This window comes from Roseateles sp., assembly GCF_049240545.1.
GTDB lineage: Bacteria > Pseudomonadota > Gammaproteobacteria > Burkholderiales > Burkholderiaceae_C > Paucibacter_A.
Genome location: NZ_JBMLSK010000224.1, coordinates 21,140 through 37,758, shown reverse-complemented (window position 1 = coordinate 37,758; position 16,619 = coordinate 21,140). Strand labels below are relative to the sequence as shown.

Sequence of the window (16,619 nt, the reverse complement as noted above, 5' to 3'; positions counted from 1 at the left end):
TTGCCGGAATGGCGGAGCGCGGCGGCCGTCGGTCATGAACTCGGCAACCACACCTTGTTTCATCCCTGCTCGCGTTCACTGCCTGGCCGCGACTGGGTGGCGAAGCACCGGGATTTGGATCACATCAGCGTGGCGCAGATGCGCGAAGAAGTCGTCTTGGCGAATGCCTATCTGCATGCGATCGACGGCCAGACGCGGCGCACCTTTACCGCGCCTTGTGTCGACGCTTTGGCCGGTGGGCAGCCCTATCTGCCGGCGGTGAAATCCGAGTTTGCCGGCATCAAGACGCGCATCGGCGGCGTCGCAGCTTCAATGGCCACGCTGGACCTTTGGGATGTCAGCACTGCCGCGCCCGAGGGCGCGAGCGGCGCTGAGTTGATCGCCCTCGTGCAGCAAGCGGCGGCACGAGGCAGCTTGGCCAGCATCACGTTTCACGGCATCGGCGGCGATCATCTGAGCGTCTCCCAAGAAGCCCATCAAGCCTTGCTCCAGCATCTGGCCGACAACCCGCAGCTGTATTGGGTGGACAGCTTTGTCAACATCACGACTTACGTGCAATCTGCAAAGCGGCGCTGAGGACTGGCCTCAACTCTGCGTGTGAGCGATGGGGCCAGCCGCCTCAGGCGATGGCGGGGTAGCTACCAAGGCCGTCTGGCCAAGGCGTTAGTACTTCAAAGCCATCCTTGGTCACCACCACCATATGCTCCCACTGGGCGGACAGTGAGCGGTCTTGTGTGACCACGGTCCAGCCATCGGGTTTCTCTTTGATCTGCGCCTTGCCGGCGTTGATCATGGGCTCGATGGTGAAGATCATGCCCTCTTGCAAGACCATGCCTTCGCCGGGCCGACCGAAGTGGTTGACATGCGGCTGGTCGTGATAAATCGTGCCGATGCCATGGCCGCCGTATTCGCGCACCACGCTATAGCCATCGCGGTAGGCCACGCTTTGAATGGCGTGACCAATATCGCCCAGCGTCGCGCCAGGCTTCACCTTGCGGATGCCGGCGCACATGGCCTCATAAGTGGTGTTGACCAGGCGGCGTGCGGCAATCTTGGGTTCGCCGGCAAAGTACATGCGGCTGCAGTCGCCAAACCAGCCGTCCTTGATGATGGCCACATCGATATTGACGATGTCGCCGTTCTTCAAGATCTTGCTGGGCGAAGGGATGCCGTGGCAGACCACCTCGTTGACCGAACTGCAAACCGTCTTGGGATAGCCGTGATAGCCGATATTGGCCGGCGTGACCTTCAACTCATCGACGATGTAGTCGTGGCAGAGCTTGTCGAGCTGCTCGGTGCTGACGCCGGGCTTGACATGCGGCACGATCATGGCCAGCACCTGGGCGGCCAGGTGACCGGCTTCACGGGCCTTGGCGATTTCTTCCGGGCTGCGGATTTTGACGACGTCGCTTTTCATCATTGCATGCTCTTTCGGCCGGCGCGCGGCGCATTGGGGGTGGCCGGCGCTTGGCCCGCCGCAAGGCCGGCGAGGCTGGCCAGGTCGAGTCCGCCGTTCTGTTCGGCGCGGATCAGCAGCTGACTGATCTCGCGGTGGTCGAGGTCCGGATACAACTCGGCCAACATGCCGATGCGCATCCAGTGCTCGGCCTGTGCATTGATCGAACGAGACAGGGCGCCACTGGCAACGCGCAGGCTCTCGTGCATGGTTTCTGAAATTTTGACGATTCCCATGTGGCCCAGTTTATACGATATGCATATGTTTCGTATCTATCGCCGGGTGGGGCGGCCTAGCCTGCGCCGCCACAGCGATCGCTCGCTGGCGTGCTTCATCGGACGCCAGCGTGGCTCGTCAGATGGGCAGTGTTGGAGCCGACTGCCTGCCAGATGATGCAGACATCGACCCAATGAAAGGCTTTTTATGAACACCGAAAAACAAACCGGCCGCTTGATCGGCGGGCTCTTGCTGCTCGCGATGCTGCTGGGCATGTGGAACAACTTCGGCCTGACCACGCCGATCTTCGCCGAACCGGGTTGGCTCCAGAACGGCGCGCAAATGCCCGCGCTGTTTGGCGCCAGCGCGGTGCTGGGCATCGTCACCAGCCTGATGATGATGACCGTCGCCATTCTGGCCTGGCCCACCCTGCGCCAGCGTAGCCCTTCGCTGGCGTTGGCCTATGTCTTGTTGAGCGCCATCGTCGTCGCGACCAATGCGGTGGAGCAGGCGAGCTTTCTGACCCTGCGCGCCTTGAGCCTGCAGTACACGAAGAATCCAGGGCTGGACCCGGCGCAGTTTGAAGTCTTGCGCCACATGGTCGGGGCCGCCCGCCACGGCATCCACTACATCGACAAGCTGATCGGCGGCGCTGCGGTTTTTGTCTTGTTCCTGGCCATGTACCGCTCCAACTTGGTGCCGCGCATCATCTCCGTACTCGGACTGGTGGCCGCTCCCATTCAGATGGTGGGCATTTGCTCGGCGCTGTTCATGCTGCCCATGAACCTCGCCGTGCTGGCGCCGCTCGCCTTGATGCTGCTGGTGTTGAGCCTGACGCTGCTGGTCAGAGGCTTTTCGGCCAAGGAAGCTGCCGCTCGCGGCGGCGGTCTGCAAGCCGCCTGACTTACAGCAAGGCGGCCACCAGGGGCCGCCTCGAAGCCCTAGACGGGGCCCCCGAAAAATGGGGTTGGCCTGACACCGAGGCCGTGCGTTAGCGGATATGCTGAAAGCAGCATCAGGCAGCCCTGACCGTCTGGACTTCATGGACATGCAAGCGAGCCCAAGCGCAAGCGAAACGCAGCCTCAGCAGGGGAAGCTTCCGGCTTTTCGGCTCTACGCCGGCGCCGCCTCGATTGTGCTGATCGCCTTGCTGGCCGTACTGTTTGCCATCTGGCATCTGCGCCAGGAGATGGAGTCCCGCTTGAACAGCGGCACGCAGCATTTGGCGCGGGCGCTGGAGGGCACGTTTGACGGGCTGATCAATACCCTGGACGTGGCTCTGCAGGCTGCTGCCGACGAGATCGAGCAACAGCAGGCCAGCGGAGAACCAGACAAGCCGTCCATTGACGCGCTGCTGAGTCGCCAGCAGCAGCGGGTGCCCCATGTTGCTTTCCTGCGTGCCACGGATGAACTGGGTCGGGTGGTCTACGGCCAGGTTGACCCCGCCATTAAGGTTTCAATGGCCGACCGAGAGTTTTTCATTCGATTGCGCGATGACGCCGGTCTGGGCCTTTATGTTGCCAAGCCGGTGATTGGGCACATTGACAAACGCTGGCTTTGGACCTTTGCGCGCCGCATCAAGCATGCCGATGGCGGCTTTGGCGGCACGGTCTATGCATCCATCCCTTTGCCAGAATTGGAGAAGATGCTGGCGCAGATCAAGATGGCGCCCGGCGGCTCGATCGCCTTGCGTGATCGGGACATGGGTTTGATGGCGCGCCAGACCTTTGGCTTTCAGAATCCGATCCCCATTGGTTCGCAAGTACTGGCCGATCCTTTCAAGCAGGCCTTGCAAGTCAACGCCCAGGAGGGCAGCTATATCAGTGACGGCTCCAGCCTGGACAGCTTGAGCCGCAGCTACTCTTACCTGCGCAGCCAGAAGTATGGCTACGTGGTCAACGTCGGGCTGGCGCGCGACGAGGAGTTGGGGCATTGGCGTGCCCAGGCTGCCATCTTGGGTGCGTTGGTGGCGGCCCTGGCCTTTTCACTGTTCAAGCTGGTGCGTCAGATGCATCTGGCGATGCAGCAGCAAAACGGTTTCATTGCCTCGATGCAGGCGAAAGAGGGTGCCTTGCGGGCCGAGCACCAGGCCTTGATGGATGCCGAAGCGCAGCATCTCAATTTGCTGCGCAAGCTGGATGCTGGCATCGTGGTTCATGCGGCCGACACCCGCATCCTTTTCAACAACACCCGTGCTTCCGAGATTTTGGGGCTGAGCGATGAACAGATGCAGGGCCGCACGGCGGTGGATCCGACCTGGTACTTTTTGGACCCGGCCGGCGTGGTGTTGCGCCCCGAGCAGTACCCGGTCAGCGTGGTGCTGCAAACCGGCGAACCCTTGCGAGACATGGAGTTCGCCATCAAGAAGCCGGGCAAGCAGTCATTGACCTGGGTCTCGGTCTCGGCCTTTGCTGATTTCGATGCGCAGGGGCACATCGACAAGGTGGTGGTGAATTTCTATGACATCACCGCCCGCAAGGAGGCCGAATTCGTCTGGCGCTGCGCCTTCGAGAGCGCAGGCGACGGCGTCTGGGATCTCAATTTGGAAACCGAGGCGACGCAGTATTCGCCGCGCTACCTGGACATGCTGGGCTACGCTGAGAGCGAGTTTCCCTCGACCCAGCAGACCTGGCTGGCGCTGATCCATCCGGAGGACAAAGCCCGGCTCGAACAAGCGCTGGACGACTATTTACAGCGCCGCAGTGAGGTCTATGCGGCCGAGTACCGCCTGCGCTGCAAGAACGGTGACTACAAGTGGATCTATGCGCGCGGCAGCGTCGTCAGCCGCGGTGCCGAGGGGCAGCCGCTGCGCATGGTCGGCACCCACACCGACATCACCACCCTGAAAGCGGTCGAAGAGAAGATCTGGCTGCAAGCCAATTACGACAGCCTGACCCATCTGCCGAACCGGCAACTGTTCCATGATCGGCTCGAGCAGTTGATCAAAAAAGCACAGCGGGACGAAGAGCGCGTCGCGGTGCTGTTCATTGACCTGGATCACTTCAAGGAGGTCAATGACACCTTGGGTCACGATGTCGGTGATGAACTGCTGGTGGAGGCCGCCTCGCGCATCAAGACCTCGGTGCGCGACTGCGACACCGTGGCCCGGCTGGGCGGCGACGAGTTCACCGTCTTGCTGCCGGAGCTGCATGACCTGGCCGTCATCGGCACCTTGGCGCAAAAAATCATCGACCGGGTCTCGCTGCCCTATCTGCTGCGCGGCGCGGAACTGCATGTGTCGGCCAGCATCGGCATTGCCATCTATCCCGATGATGCGAGCTCGGTGATCGAGCTGACCAAGAATGCCGACCAGGCCATGTATGCCGCCAAGGCTCAGGGGCGCCATTGCTTCCGTTTCTTCACCCGCACGATGCAGGACGACGCCCTGCTGCACATGGTCTTGGCCAGCGATCTGCGCCACGCCTTGAGTGCAGGCCAGTTGGAGGTGCGCTACCAGCCCATCATTGATCTGGCCAGCGGCGAAGTCCACAAGGCCGAGGCTTTGCTGCGCTGGCTGCATCCGACACGGGGGCAGATCCCGTCGAATCAGTTCATTCCGATCGCCGAAGAAACCGGTCTGATCAACCCGATCGGGGCTTGGGTGATGCGCCAGGCCATCGAGCAAATCGTCGATTGGAAGCAGCGGCTGGGGACCGAGCTCCAAATTAGCGTCAACAAGTCGCCGGTGCAGTTCCTGGCGGATCGGCATCATCAGGAAGACTGGCTCATCCTCTTGGAGCAGGTCGGCTTGAGAGGCAGCAACATCGTCGTGGAGATCACCGAAGGCGTGTTGATGGACACCGATATGCGTGTCACCGTCCGGCTCTTGAACTACCGCGACCAGGGGGTTCAGGTGGCGATCGATGACTTTGGCACCGGCTACTCATCGCTGGCCTATCTGAAGAAGCTGGATGTCGATTTCTTGAAGATCGACCAATCCTTCACCCGCAATCTGGCGCCCGATTCTCCTGATCTGTCGCTGTGCGAGGCCATCGTGGTGATGGCGCACAAGCTGGGCATCCAGGTCATCGCCGAAGGCGTGGAGACCGAGGCGCAAAGAGAGCTGCTGCGCCAAATCAACTGCGACTTTGCGCAAGGCTATCTGTTTGCCAAGGCGCTGCCGGCGAAGGAGTTCGAGCTGCTGTTTTTGCAAGCAGCGCCGATTCGGTAGCGGAGCTTGTCAGGCGGCCTGCAGCCGGCGAGCGCGTTGGCGCTTGTGCGCACCCCAGGCGGTATGGCCGAGCCAGAACAGCAGCAAGGCCAGGATCAGCAAGGCCGGCACCATCAGCAAGCCAGACTTTTGCACCGCTTTTGGGAACACTTGCGGCTGGCCGAGGAAGAGCGAATTGGCGGCGATGAACAAGGCGACGGTCATGCGCCAGAGATGCCGGGCCAGACGGGTCGCACCCGTGACGCCTCGATTCAGAATCAGGCGCAGATCGCCCACGGCGGCCAGGCTGCCGATGATCAGGAACATGACGAAGGCCGCGCCAGGCTGGCCGTCCAACATGCCGCGCGGGTTCTGTGAGGCCAGCCAGAACAGATAGGCGCTGGCGGCGACCACGCTCAAGGAGACAGGCAGCAAGCCATAGTCGAAGCGCCCGATCTGCCCGGGTTTGTGCTGGACCGCCATCCACGAACTCAAGACCAGATAGAAGCTCAGGATGCCGGCAATCACCGAAGCGCGTTCGGGCGTCGGCAAGAAAGGCGCCACGACGGCACCGATGCCGGACATGATCAACATCGACACGACAAAGATCTTGCCAATCAGGCGATGCAGCGGCGTGCCCTTGCGGAACACAAAGGCGGCCGCGCCAGACAGGATGCCGACGCTGCCGGCGCCGATGTGCAGATACAAGACTGCGGCAGCGGCGGCGTGAACCAGGGGAGAACTCTCGGGGGCGATGTAGAGAACGGCCATTTTTGTTTCAGTAACTCTGTAATTCGGTGGATATGCTGGATTGCGCTGTTTACTTGGGTTGACGCTCGAAGAAGGCCCAGATCATGGCCGGGCCGTTCGGCTCCATCGGTGAGGGACCCAAGAGGCGTGGGCGCTTCGAGTAAGGCTGGGGCAGGCCGTGGCCACCGCCATGAATGCTCACCAGCTCCACCTCGGCCTTGCCATCCTGGCTCCAGCGGTTTTGCTCGACGCGTACACCCTCGGTGACGGTTTTCTCACTCGTCTGGGCTGCCCCGGTCAACTGAGCCCAATCGGCGAAGTACTGCGCCGAGGCGCGGGAGGAAATGATCGGGCCGCCCTTGTAGAACAGGCCCAGCAGATTGATCTCGCCGCCGGCGTAGGGCACCAAGGGGTCCTCGCTGCCGTTCATGATCATCACCGAGGTGGCTTGCGCAGCGGGCTGGCATTGGAAGTTCTCAGGCGCCGGCACATTGGCGACCACGGCGGCCACGGCCTTGTAGCGGCTCGGCTGCTCCAGCGCCAAGCGCATCGCCATCGAGCCGCCGTTGGACACGCCGGCCGCAAACACCCGCGCTGGGTCGAGCGACAGCTCCGCGACGAGCTTTTCGACCAAGGTGGCCAGAAAACCCACATCGTCGCTGCGCACGCCGTTCAGCTCTTTGTCACCAATGCGGCTGCAGTCATTCCAGTCGGCAGCGAAAGCCTTGGGGTAGACGAGGGCGAAGCCATGCTGATCGGCCAGGCGCTCAAAAGCGTAGCCGGTGCCGACACGGATCTGGCTCGGGCCTTCACCCGAGCCATGCATCACCAAGACCAGCGGCGCGCCCTTGGGCAGGTCCTTGGGCACATAGGTCCGGTAGCTGCGCTTCACGCCGTCCACTTCGATCGTGCCCTTGCTCAAGGTGCCGGACAGCTGCGGTAACTCGGGATCGGGTGTGTAGAGGAAGTAGGCGAACAGGCCGGCCAGCACGGCCAGCAGGGCGAGTAGGCCCAAGAAGCCTCGCAGCAGTGGGCGCAGAACTTTTTTCATGACAAGGCTCTCTTTGGAACAACGGGGCCGACTGTGCCCTGGCGGCCCGCCCTGGCCAAGCGACGCCGGATCGATGACGCGCTTGCGAGGACGAACGACGCCCGACCGCGACCAATGGCGCCAGCAGCAGTGGATCTGTTGTTGATCGGCCCGTCGCGCCATTCATCCCGCCGCATCGTGCCTGAAAGCCCGCGCCGCGTGTCTCGTCTGAGCGGCTGTTTGGGCGGGCTTTCGGCTCAACACAATGGCCCTGTCCTTAGAAATTTGCAGCGCCCCGCTGCCCTTGTTTGACCCATCACTTCCCCGAGAACCCGATCATGAAAAAGACCGCATTCATCTCCCTCACCGGCCGCCGCAGCATCGCCAGCGCGATCGCCACGCTCGCCTTGTTCAGCACCTTGAGCGCGGCCCAGGCCGCCGTCTTCAAAGATGCGCAGTTGGAGTCGCTGCAAGATGCCGGCAAATTTGCCGAGCTGGAGCAAGTGGCGCAGGCCCGTCTGAAGAGCAATGCCGCCGATGCCGAGGCCAGCGCGGCTTTGTCCTTGGGGCTCACCTTCAGCGACGCTGGCGACGGCAAGCGTCTCGACGCCGGCGCCAAACAGGCCAAGCTGTGTGTTGAGCAGCATCCGAACATGGCGGTGTGCCACCTGGCCTCGGCGCAGAACCTCGGTTTGCAGATGGTCAATATGGGCATGGCCAAGGCCATGCGCAATGTGGGGACCTTGAAAGAGTCCTGGATCCGCGCGCTGGACTTGGACCCCAGCAGCTTCACGGCCCGGGTGCAGCTGGCCAAGCTCTATCTGACCGTGCCCGGCATGATGGGCGGCAGCGTGTCCAAGGCCAAGGAACTGGAGGCCGCCGTGCGCAGCAGCCAGCCCGAAACGGCGCGCATCATCCGCGTCAACATCGCCGCGGAAGATAAGAAGTGGGCCGAGATGGAGCGCGAGTTGTTGGCGCTCAAGCTGAGCAAGGATGGGGCCCTGCTGGACGAGGTGCGCGAGGCCACGATGCAATTGGCGCGGGTCTACTTGAAGGACAACAAAGACTTGGCCAAGGCCAAGAGTCTGTACGAGGGCCTGCACCGCGACCAGCCGAGCAAAGCCAGTGGCAGCTATGGCCTGAGCCGGGTCTACGCCGCACAAGGCCAAACGGACGAGGCGATTCGCACCCTGGAGCGAGCCAGAACGCTGAGCGGCGCCGACGAACTGCCCGTCGATCACCGCCTGGGCGATGCCTATCTGGCCAAGGGCGACAAGGCGCAGGCCAAGGCCGCTTACGAGCGCTTCATTGCCAACAAGCGGGCCAACCCGGCCAATGTTGAAGAGGCTCGCAAGAGCTTGGCCAAGCTCGGCTGAAGGTGAGAGAAATGAAAATGACCGACCATGACGTCCCCCTCTGTCGCCTGAACCTGTTGCGCGCCTTCTATTTGCTGATCACGGTGGGCCTGGCCGCCACCTGGGTCCCAGGCATGTTGCAGCACACCGACTCATGGGCGCAGCGCAACGGTGTGTTGGGCTCGCTGATGATCGCCGTATCACTTGTCTGTCTTGTGGGCCTGCGCTACCCCCTGCAGATGTTGCCGCTGCTGATTTGGGAGCTGACCTGGAAAACCATCTGGATCTTGGTCATCGGCTACCCGCTGTGGCTGAACGACGCTGCCACGCCGGGCGTGACAGCGAACCTCTATGCCTGCGTGATGGGCGTGGTGCTGACGCCGCTGGTGCTGCCGTGGCGCTACATCGCGGACCACTACTTCCGCAAGCCCGCTGAACGCTGGCGCTGATGGTTGGCAATGATCGCCGCGCGCCATTGCCGCTCAAGTCTTCCAGCCATTCACTCGAGTATTCTGCTGTGATGTCACCCACCACTCCTATCGAAGCAGCACGGCCATCACCGGCCTTCCATTGGCGGGCGCTGTTTGGCTGGCGCCGCGTGCGCACCGTCGCCATCACCTGCCTCTTGCTGGCTTTGCTGTTCAGCATCAACTGGAACGCTAAGAGCTATCACCTTCTGGCGATACGGGTGTTCGGTGTTGGCTTGATGGTGCTGCTGGCCTTCGGCGTGTTTGAGCAATGGCCACGGCGGCTGCCGAAATGGCTGGCGCGCTGGGTGCTGCAGGTGGTCGCCGTCGGCGCGGTGGTGCCTGTCACGGTCTTCTTCTTTTATCAGTGGGGCACGCCTGCGGGGGCTCCTGTTTTTTGGGATGACCCCAGGCGCTTGAACGGTTTCATGACCCTGACCTTTTCCGGCATGTTGCTGGCGCCCTGGGTGGCCCTGACTGCCTTGCTGCGCCAACGGGAGGCCAAAGTGGAAAAACAAGCCAGTGACTTCGAGCTGGAGCGCAGCGAGTTGGCCCGCCAGGCGCTCGACGCTCGTATGCGCCTGCTGACGGCCCAAGCCCAGCCGCACTTTTTGTTCAACACCCTGGCCAATGTGCAGGCCCTGGTGGAGGCCGGTTCGCCGCGCGCGCCTCAACTGCTGCAAAGCCTAACGGACTATTTACGTGCCGCCGTGCCGCGTCTGGACGGCTCGGCCAATACGCTGGGTCAGGAGCTGGAACTGGTGCGGGCCTATCTGGAGCTGATGCAGATGCGCATGCCGGACCGGCTGGCTTTTGCTCTGCACATCGGCACCGGTGTGCATCTGCTGCGCTGCCCACCGATGACCTTGTTGACGCTGGTGGAGAATGCCGTGCAGCATGGCATCGACCCCAGCGAGGAAGGAGGTCGCATCGACGTGCATGCCGAGCTGTTGGAGGCGGGCCGCTGCCGCCTGCGGGTGCTTGATACCGGCGTGGGTTTGCAAGCCACCGGCGGCGGCCTTGGCACCGGCCTGGCGGCGCTGCGCGAACGCCTGCTCTGGGCTTACGGCGGCAGCGCCAGTTTGGATCTTCGCGAGGTGGAGCCTCACGGGGTGCAAGTGACGATTGAATTTAGTGAGCCCAAGCCATGAGCCTGACCGCACTGATTGCCGATGACGAACCCTTGTTGCGTGAGATCCTGGAGGCGCGCCTGGCCGCCGTCTGGCCGGAGTTGCAAATCGTCGCCCAGGCCCGCAATGGCCGCCAGGCGATCGAGATGTTCGAGCAGCATCAGCCGACGATCTGTTTTCTAGATGTGCACATGCCGGGCTTGAGCGGTGTGGAAGTGGCCCGCCATATCGGCAAACGCGCGCATCTGGTCTTCGTCACCGCCTTTGACCAATATGCTTTGGAGGCTTTTGAACATGGCGTGCTGGACTACTTGGTCAAGCCGGTCACCGCAGCCCGCCTGAGCGAAACGGTGGAGCGCCTGAAGGCGCGCCTGCAGCAGGCCCAGCCTGCGGTGCATTCGGAGGCCTTGCTGACGCAACTGGCCGAGCGTCTCAAGCTCGACAAACCCGAGACGCTGCGCTGGGTGCGCGCCAGCGTCGGCCCTTCGCTGCGCATGATTCCGGTCGATGACATCGACTACCTGAAGAGCGACACCAAATACACCTTGGTCGCCTACCGCGACGAGGGGCAACTCGCCGAGGCCTTGATCCGCATGCCGCTGAAGGATCTGCTGGCCCAGTTGGACCCCAAGCAATTCGCCCAAGTGCACCGCTCGGTAGTGGTCAATCTGCGCTCGATCCGCCGCGTCACCCGCGGCGAGAACGAGACCGCCGACATCGAGCTGAAGGGCCGCAGCGAACGCCTGCCGGTGAGCCGCAGCTACTTGTCGCTGTTCAAGGAAATGTAGGCGCGCGAGCCCGGCCTGCCGAACGGCGGCGCTGCTGCCGTTTCTGTTTCAAGCTTCATTTACGGGCGGCTTTGTGCCCATAGCCGAAGTTCGAAGTCGTGGGACGTAGATCAAAGCCGCAGCACCTGCCGTCATTCGATTCTGTGGGTCGAATTCACGGTGCTGACCGCATAGCGGGCAATGGCACATCTTCCAGCCTCGGGTAAACGCGGGCTCGTAAATAGATATCGCTGCGCAGTGCTTGCGTTGCAAACCGCCAACCAAGTCACAAACAGGGCCGGTTTCTGGGTCAATTCGACGCGCACCTGCGGGCCAATGGTGGAAAGCTCCGCGAGCTACACCCACCGTCGCACTAGGCAGGGCCTTGTTTTCTGGCCCTGGCCCGGAGCTAATCGAAGCCACACCGAGCCGCTTGGCTTTGGCGCGGCGGACAAATCACAGGCTGACTCAGGTGCAGAGTCTTTCGCCCAAGGCGCATGTTGATCTATCGCCCAAGCGCGGCGCCCCAGGTCAGTGGATGAGCATTCATCTTCCACTGAGCTGGCCCCCCTTTCACAAGCCACGCCGATGCGGGCAATGAATGCATCGGCATCTTGCCCGCTGGCCGGCGCATCGTGTTTGCCTTCGACCCTGCGCCCGAGAAAAACCCAGCATCTGCACACGCCCACGCTGGTGATCCACGGCGCGTTACAACACGCCCATGGCGCGCGGCGCCGACGCGCGCCTGCTGTGGGTTCCCTGACGAAAACCACTGGGTGCTGAAGCCGCAAAACAGCCAGCTCTGGTACGGCGAGTTTTTTGATTGGCTCAAGCGCCACAGCGGCAAAGGTGGGCGCGGCCAGAGGATCTGAGCAAACCATACCGCCTGACGCCCAATTGCCCTGCCCGCTGTCTGCGGCGCAGGGCTTTTTTTCGCCTGATACCTAGGCCCAAGGGCTTTGAAAAGGCCCAAAAAACGCCTTTTCAAAGCCTAATTCACCGCCATCTGCACAAGCCGCCATTGACACAATCTAGCCAGGGCTAGAGCTACGCCTCGGCGGAGCATTGCCGTTGAAATTGGCAATTCAGAACAACCCCAAAAATCATCAATAGGCCAAGCATGCTTTCAAACCCATCAGTCGAATTTCTCCTTGCTTTGCCTGTCAACGGCTTGAGGCCGGCCCTACCCACACAGCTGCTGCTCCTGCTCTGCGCCTCGCCCCTGCTGGCCACGACTGCGCTGGCGCAAACCCCACCCGACGCCGGCAGCCTGCTGCAGCAACAACGTCAAGCCACACCTCAGCTGCAGCCGCCCAGCAAAGACCAAACCCCGCGCCTGCGCCAGCCTGTGGAATCCACGCTGACCGGCGGCCGCCAAGTGCAGGTGCAGCGCTTCGACCTGGTGGGCAATCTTTTGCTTGATGAAGCCACGCTGCAAAGCGTGCTTGCCGACTACCGGGGCCGCAAGCTCGGCCTGGGCGACTTGCAACGCGCAGCCGCCGCCATCAGCGAAGCCTATGCGCAAGCCGGTTGGCTGGCGCGAGTGTTCTTGCCGCCCCAAGACATCACCGACGGCGTGATCAGCCTGCAGATCGAAGAAGCCAAGTTCGGCGCAGTGCGGCTGGCCGGTGCCACAGCGCGATTCAATTCCGAGCGCGCCAAAGCCATGATCGCCGCCCAGCAAACTCCTGGTACGGCGCTGAATCTCAACGCGCTGGACCGCGCCTTGCTGCTGCTGGGCGACCTGCCCGGTCTCAGCAGCAGCGGCAGCCTGGTGGCCGGCAGCGCTGCCGTTGAAACCGATCTTTTGCTCAAGCTGGAGGATGGCCCGCTGCTGATCGGCGATGTTGGCGCCGACAACGCCGGCAGCCGCTCCACCGGCGCCGCCCGCTTGAATGCAGGCTTAGGCCTGAACGGCTGCTTGGGGCTGGGTGACGCGCTGAGCGCCAATCTCAGCCACACCGAAGGCAGCGACTACGGCCGCTTCGCCGGCTCCGCGCCAATTGGCGTTCATGGTTGGCGCGCTGGCGCCAATGCGTCGACCATGCGTTACCGCTTGGTCGGGGCCGACTTCGCCGCCTTGCAATCCAAGGGACGGTCCAGCACCTGGGCGCTGGACGCCAGCTTCCCGCTGCTGCGTAGCCGCGAGCGCAATCTAACGGTGCAATTCAGCGTCGAGCACAAAGACTTTTTCAACCAAGCCAATGGCAGCGTCAGCAGCGACTATCGCTCGCGCACGGTCTCGGCCGGCCTCAGCGGCAATTTGTTCGACGCCTTGGGCGGCGGCGGCGCCAATGCCGCCGGCCTGATCCTGAACCAAGGCAGCCTGAACCTGGGCGGCTCGCCCAATGCCGCCGCCGACGCGGCCGGCCCCAAGACACAGGGCAGCTTCACCAAGCTGCGCTACGGCTTCAGCCGCCAGCAAATGCTGATGAGCCGCAGCCTGTCTGCCTTTTTGGGCTTGACCGGTCAATACAGCGATCGCAACCTCGACTCTTCCGAGAAGTTCTATCTCGGTGGCGCGCAAGGTGTGCGCGCCTATCCGGCCAGCGAGGCCGGCGGCGCACGCGGGCGCATCATCAATCTGGAGTTGCGCGCCCAACTTCCGGCCGATCTGCGCGGCGCCGCCTTCTACGACTGGGGCCGCGTCCAGATCAATGTCGACAACAACTTTGCCGGCGCGCCCAAGGTCAATCAAGCGACGCTGCAAGGCGCCGGCTTCAGCCTCGCCTGGACGGGGCCGCGAGGCCTGGACCTGAAGGCCACGCTGGCCCGCCGCATCGGCAGCAACCCGCTGGCCAATCCGGCCGGCCTCGACCAAGACGGCTCGCTCAAGCGAAACCGCCTCTGGTTGCAAGCTAGCCTGCCGTTCTGACGCCGGCCTTCCCGCATTCCTGCGCGCCCCGCGCGCCCTTTCGAACAAGTCTTTCTGCCGAGATCATCCCATGAACGAACATGCCAGCATCAACCGCCTCTACCGTCTGGTCTGGAACGAGTGCAGCGGCACCTGGGTCGCGGTCAGCGAACTCAGCCGCGGCCGCGGCAAGCGCAGCATCGCCGGCGCGAGTGGCTTCGGCGCGCTGATCGCGGTGCTTCGCAGCTTGCCGGCACTGTTGGCGCTGGGCTTCGGGTGCGCCCAAGCCGCGCCGCCCGCCAACACCTTGCCCCAAGGCGGCCAGGTGGTCGCCGGCCAGGCCGTCATTGGCAGCAGCGGCGCCCGCTTGGATGTGACCCAGAGCAGCCAACGCGCCGCCATCGACTGGCAGAGCTTCAACCTCGGTGCCAATGCGCAGGTGAACTTCAAGCAGCCCAACAGCGCCAGCGTGACGCTGAACCGCGTGCTGGACGCGCAGCCGAGCCAAATCTTTGGCCGCATCACATCGAACGGGCAGGTCTTTTTGAGCAACCCGGCCGGCATCTATTTCAGCCCCTCGTCTAGCGCCAATGTCGGTGCTTTGGTGGCCACCACGCACAGCATTTCCACCGCCGACTTCATGGCCGGCAAGACCGGCTTTGCCCGCAATGGCGCCACCGGCAGCGTCGTCAACCAAGGCCAGCTGACGGCCGATCTGGGCGGCTACATCGCGCTGCTGGCACCCGAGGTGCGCAACGAGGGCGTGATCCTGGCCCAGGCCGGCACGGTGGCGCTGGCCGCCGGCGAGATGATAGCGCTGCAACTCAACGGTAGCTCACTGCTGAACCTGCTAGTCGAACCCGCCACCGTCGCCGCACTGGTGGACAACCAGCAGGCCGTATTGGCGCCCGGAGGCCAGATCATCCTCTCCGCCCAGGCCATCAGCAGCCTGCAAAGCGGCGTCATCCGCAACAGCGGCCAACTCGCCGCCGACCGTTTTGCCGAGGTGGACGGTCGCATCCGCCTGGAGGCCAGCCAAGCCATTGTGCAGACCGGCAGCGTGCAAGGGCGTGAACTCTCGGCCCGCAGCAAAAACCTGATCGAGGCCGGCCGCTGGGATGCCAGCGCAAGCCTGCCGGGCCAATCCGGCGGCAACATTGACATCCAGGCCAGCGGCCATATCGAACAAACCACCGCCTCCAGCCTGATCGCTGATGGCCAGCACGGCGGCAGCGTGCGCCTGAGCGCCGGCTCGGATGCCTGGGTTTCCGGCAGCCTGTCGGCGCAGGGCCGCAGCAGCCAAGGTGGAGAAATTGCGCTCACCGCCCCGACACTGACGGTGGCCGGGGCCAGCTTGGACGCCAGCGGCGAGCAAGGCGGTGGCCGCGTACGCATCGGCGGCGGCTGGCAGGGCAAGGATGCCGATCTGGCCAATGCCGACAGCACCCGCGTCTCGGCCAGCACGGTGAACGTCAGCGCCCGCGCTGCGGGCCAGGGCGGCACGGCGGTGCTCTGGTCCGAACGCCTGACGCAGCTCGGCGGTGGGCAGATCCTCGCCAAAGGCGGTGAGCTCAACGGCGACGGGGGCCGGGTTGAGGTCTCCAGCCATGGTCAACTCGGCTTTGGGGGCAAGGTGGACGCCAGCGCCCGCCATGGTGCCAAGGGTGAACTGCTGCTGGACCCCAAAAATATCGAGATCGTGGCCAGCGCCAGTGAAGCCCTGAACATCCTGTCCCTGGCGGATGCCAACCCCACGGACGACGGACAATTTGGTGAGCAAATTGCCGAGCTGAGCAACAACGGTGTCAGCACGAATCGTGTGCTCGCCAACAAGCCGGGCGATAGCACGGTGGCCAGCAATGCAGGCGCCGTGCGGCTGTACAACAGCCTGACCGGTGCCCTGATCAGCACCCTGACCGGCAGCCAAGCCGATGACCAAGTGGGCTGGAGCGGCGTCACGGCGCTGAGCAACGGCAACTATGTCGTGCGCTCCCCCAATTGGAGCAACGGCAGCAATGCCTACGCCGGCGCCGTCACCTGGGGCAATGGCAGCACCGGCATCAGCGGCGCAGTCAGCAGCAGCAACAGCCTGGTCGGCAGCCAGGCCGGTGACAACGTGGGCGCTACCGACATCACGAAGCTGAGCAACGGCAACTATGTCGTGCGCTCCCCCAATTGGAGCAACGGCAGCAATGCCTACGCCGGCGCCGTCACCTGGGGCAATGGCAGCACCGGCATCAGCGGCGCAGTCAGCAGCAGCAACAGCCTGGTCGGCAGCCAGGCCGGTGACAACGTGGGCGCTACCGACATCACGAAGCTGAGCAACGGCAACTATGTCGTGAGCTCACCCAATTGGAAGAACGGCAGCAATGCCAACGCCGGCGCCGTCACCTGGGGCAGCGGCAGCGCTGGCGTCAGCGGCGTGGTCAGCAGCATCAACAGCC

The 16,619-nt window shown here is 63.3% G+C and carries 13 protein-coding genes; 9 read left to right on the top strand and 4 right to left on the bottom strand.

The window, feature by feature from the left end; translation table 11 throughout:
- Positions 1 to 576: polysaccharide deacetylase family protein (locus ACOVRJ_RS15815; RefSeq protein WP_422044791.1), on the top strand; the 576-nt coding region annotated here is incomplete at its 5' end.
- Between the two features lie 43 nt (positions 577 to 619).
- Here ACOVRJ_RS15815 and map read toward each other — a convergent pair.
- On the bottom strand, positions 620 to 1,417 hold the full coding sequence (gene map / locus ACOVRJ_RS15810; protein ID WP_422044790.1) for a type I methionyl aminopeptidase: 798 nt from the start codon (positions 1,415 to 1,417) through the stop codon (positions 620 to 622).
- The gene (locus tag ACOVRJ_RS15805; protein ID WP_422044789.1) at positions 1,417 to 1,692 is read right to left on the bottom strand and encodes a ParD-like family protein; all 276 of its coding nucleotides are present in this window, start codon (positions 1,690 to 1,692) and stop codon (positions 1,417 to 1,419) included. Before ACOVRJ_RS15805 ends, map begins: the two co-directional genes overlap by 1 nt.
- 187 nt (positions 1,693 to 1,879) lie before the next feature.
- Between ACOVRJ_RS15805 and ACOVRJ_RS15800 the strand changes: the two genes are divergently transcribed.
- Positions 1,880 to 2,575, top strand: a complete 696-nt coding sequence (locus ACOVRJ_RS15800; protein WP_422044788.1) for a DUF4386 domain-containing protein — start codon at positions 1,880 to 1,882, stop codon at positions 2,573 to 2,575.
- 139 nt (positions 2,576 to 2,714) lie between these two features.
- Positions 2,715 to 5,843, top strand: a complete 3,129-nt coding sequence (locus tag ACOVRJ_RS15795; protein WP_422044787.1) for a bifunctional diguanylate cyclase/phosphodiesterase — start codon at positions 2,715 to 2,717, stop codon at positions 5,841 to 5,843.
- A 9-nt stretch (positions 5,844 to 5,852) separates the two neighbouring features.
- Here the strand turns inward: ACOVRJ_RS15795 and ACOVRJ_RS15790 are convergent, their stop codons facing one another.
- On the bottom strand, positions 5,853 to 6,593 hold the full coding sequence (locus tag ACOVRJ_RS15790; protein WP_422044786.1) for a hypothetical protein: 741 nt from the start codon (positions 6,591 to 6,593) through the stop codon (positions 5,853 to 5,855).
- Positions 6,594 to 6,642: 49 nt separating this feature from the next.
- Complete coding sequence (locus ACOVRJ_RS15785; RefSeq protein WP_422044785.1) at positions 6,643 to 7,623, bottom strand: alpha/beta hydrolase family esterase; 981 nt, start codon at positions 7,621 to 7,623, stop codon at positions 6,643 to 6,645.
- 317 nt (positions 7,624 to 7,940) lie between these two features.
- Between ACOVRJ_RS15785 and ACOVRJ_RS15780 the strand changes: the two genes are divergently transcribed.
- The 6 genes from ACOVRJ_RS15780 to ACOVRJ_RS15755 form a co-directional block, all read left to right on the top strand.
- A complete protein-coding gene (locus tag ACOVRJ_RS15780; RefSeq protein ID WP_422044784.1) occupies positions 7,941 to 8,978 on the top strand; it encodes a tetratricopeptide repeat protein in 1,038 nt (345 codons plus the stop codon).
- Between the two features lie 11 nt (positions 8,979 to 8,989).
- Positions 8,990 to 9,406, top strand: a complete 417-nt coding sequence (locus ACOVRJ_RS15775) for a hypothetical protein (RefSeq protein WP_422044783.1) — start codon at positions 8,990 to 8,992, stop codon at positions 9,404 to 9,406.
- Positions 9,407 to 9,477: 71 nt separating this feature from the next.
- Positions 9,478 to 10,575: a sensor histidine kinase gene (locus ACOVRJ_RS15770; RefSeq protein WP_422044782.1), complete on the top strand. Its 1,098-nt coding sequence runs from the start codon at positions 9,478 to 9,480 to the stop codon at positions 10,573 to 10,575.
- Positions 10,572 to 11,342, top strand: a complete 771-nt coding sequence (locus tag ACOVRJ_RS15765; RefSeq protein ID WP_422044781.1) for a LytR/AlgR family response regulator transcription factor — start codon at positions 10,572 to 10,574, stop codon at positions 11,340 to 11,342. The genes ACOVRJ_RS15770 and ACOVRJ_RS15765 overlap by 4 nt, the downstream gene beginning before the upstream one ends.
- A gap of 1,135 nt (positions 11,343 to 12,477) precedes the next feature.
- Entirely contained in the window at positions 12,478 to 14,196 is a 1,719-nt protein-coding gene (locus ACOVRJ_RS15760) for a ShlB/FhaC/HecB family hemolysin secretion/activation protein (RefSeq protein ID WP_422044780.1), read from the top strand.
- 70 nt (positions 14,197 to 14,266) lie between these two features.
- Positions 14,267 to 16,619: filamentous hemagglutinin N-terminal domain-containing protein (locus ACOVRJ_RS15755; RefSeq protein ID WP_422044779.1), on the top strand; the 2,353-nt coding region annotated here is incomplete at its 3' end.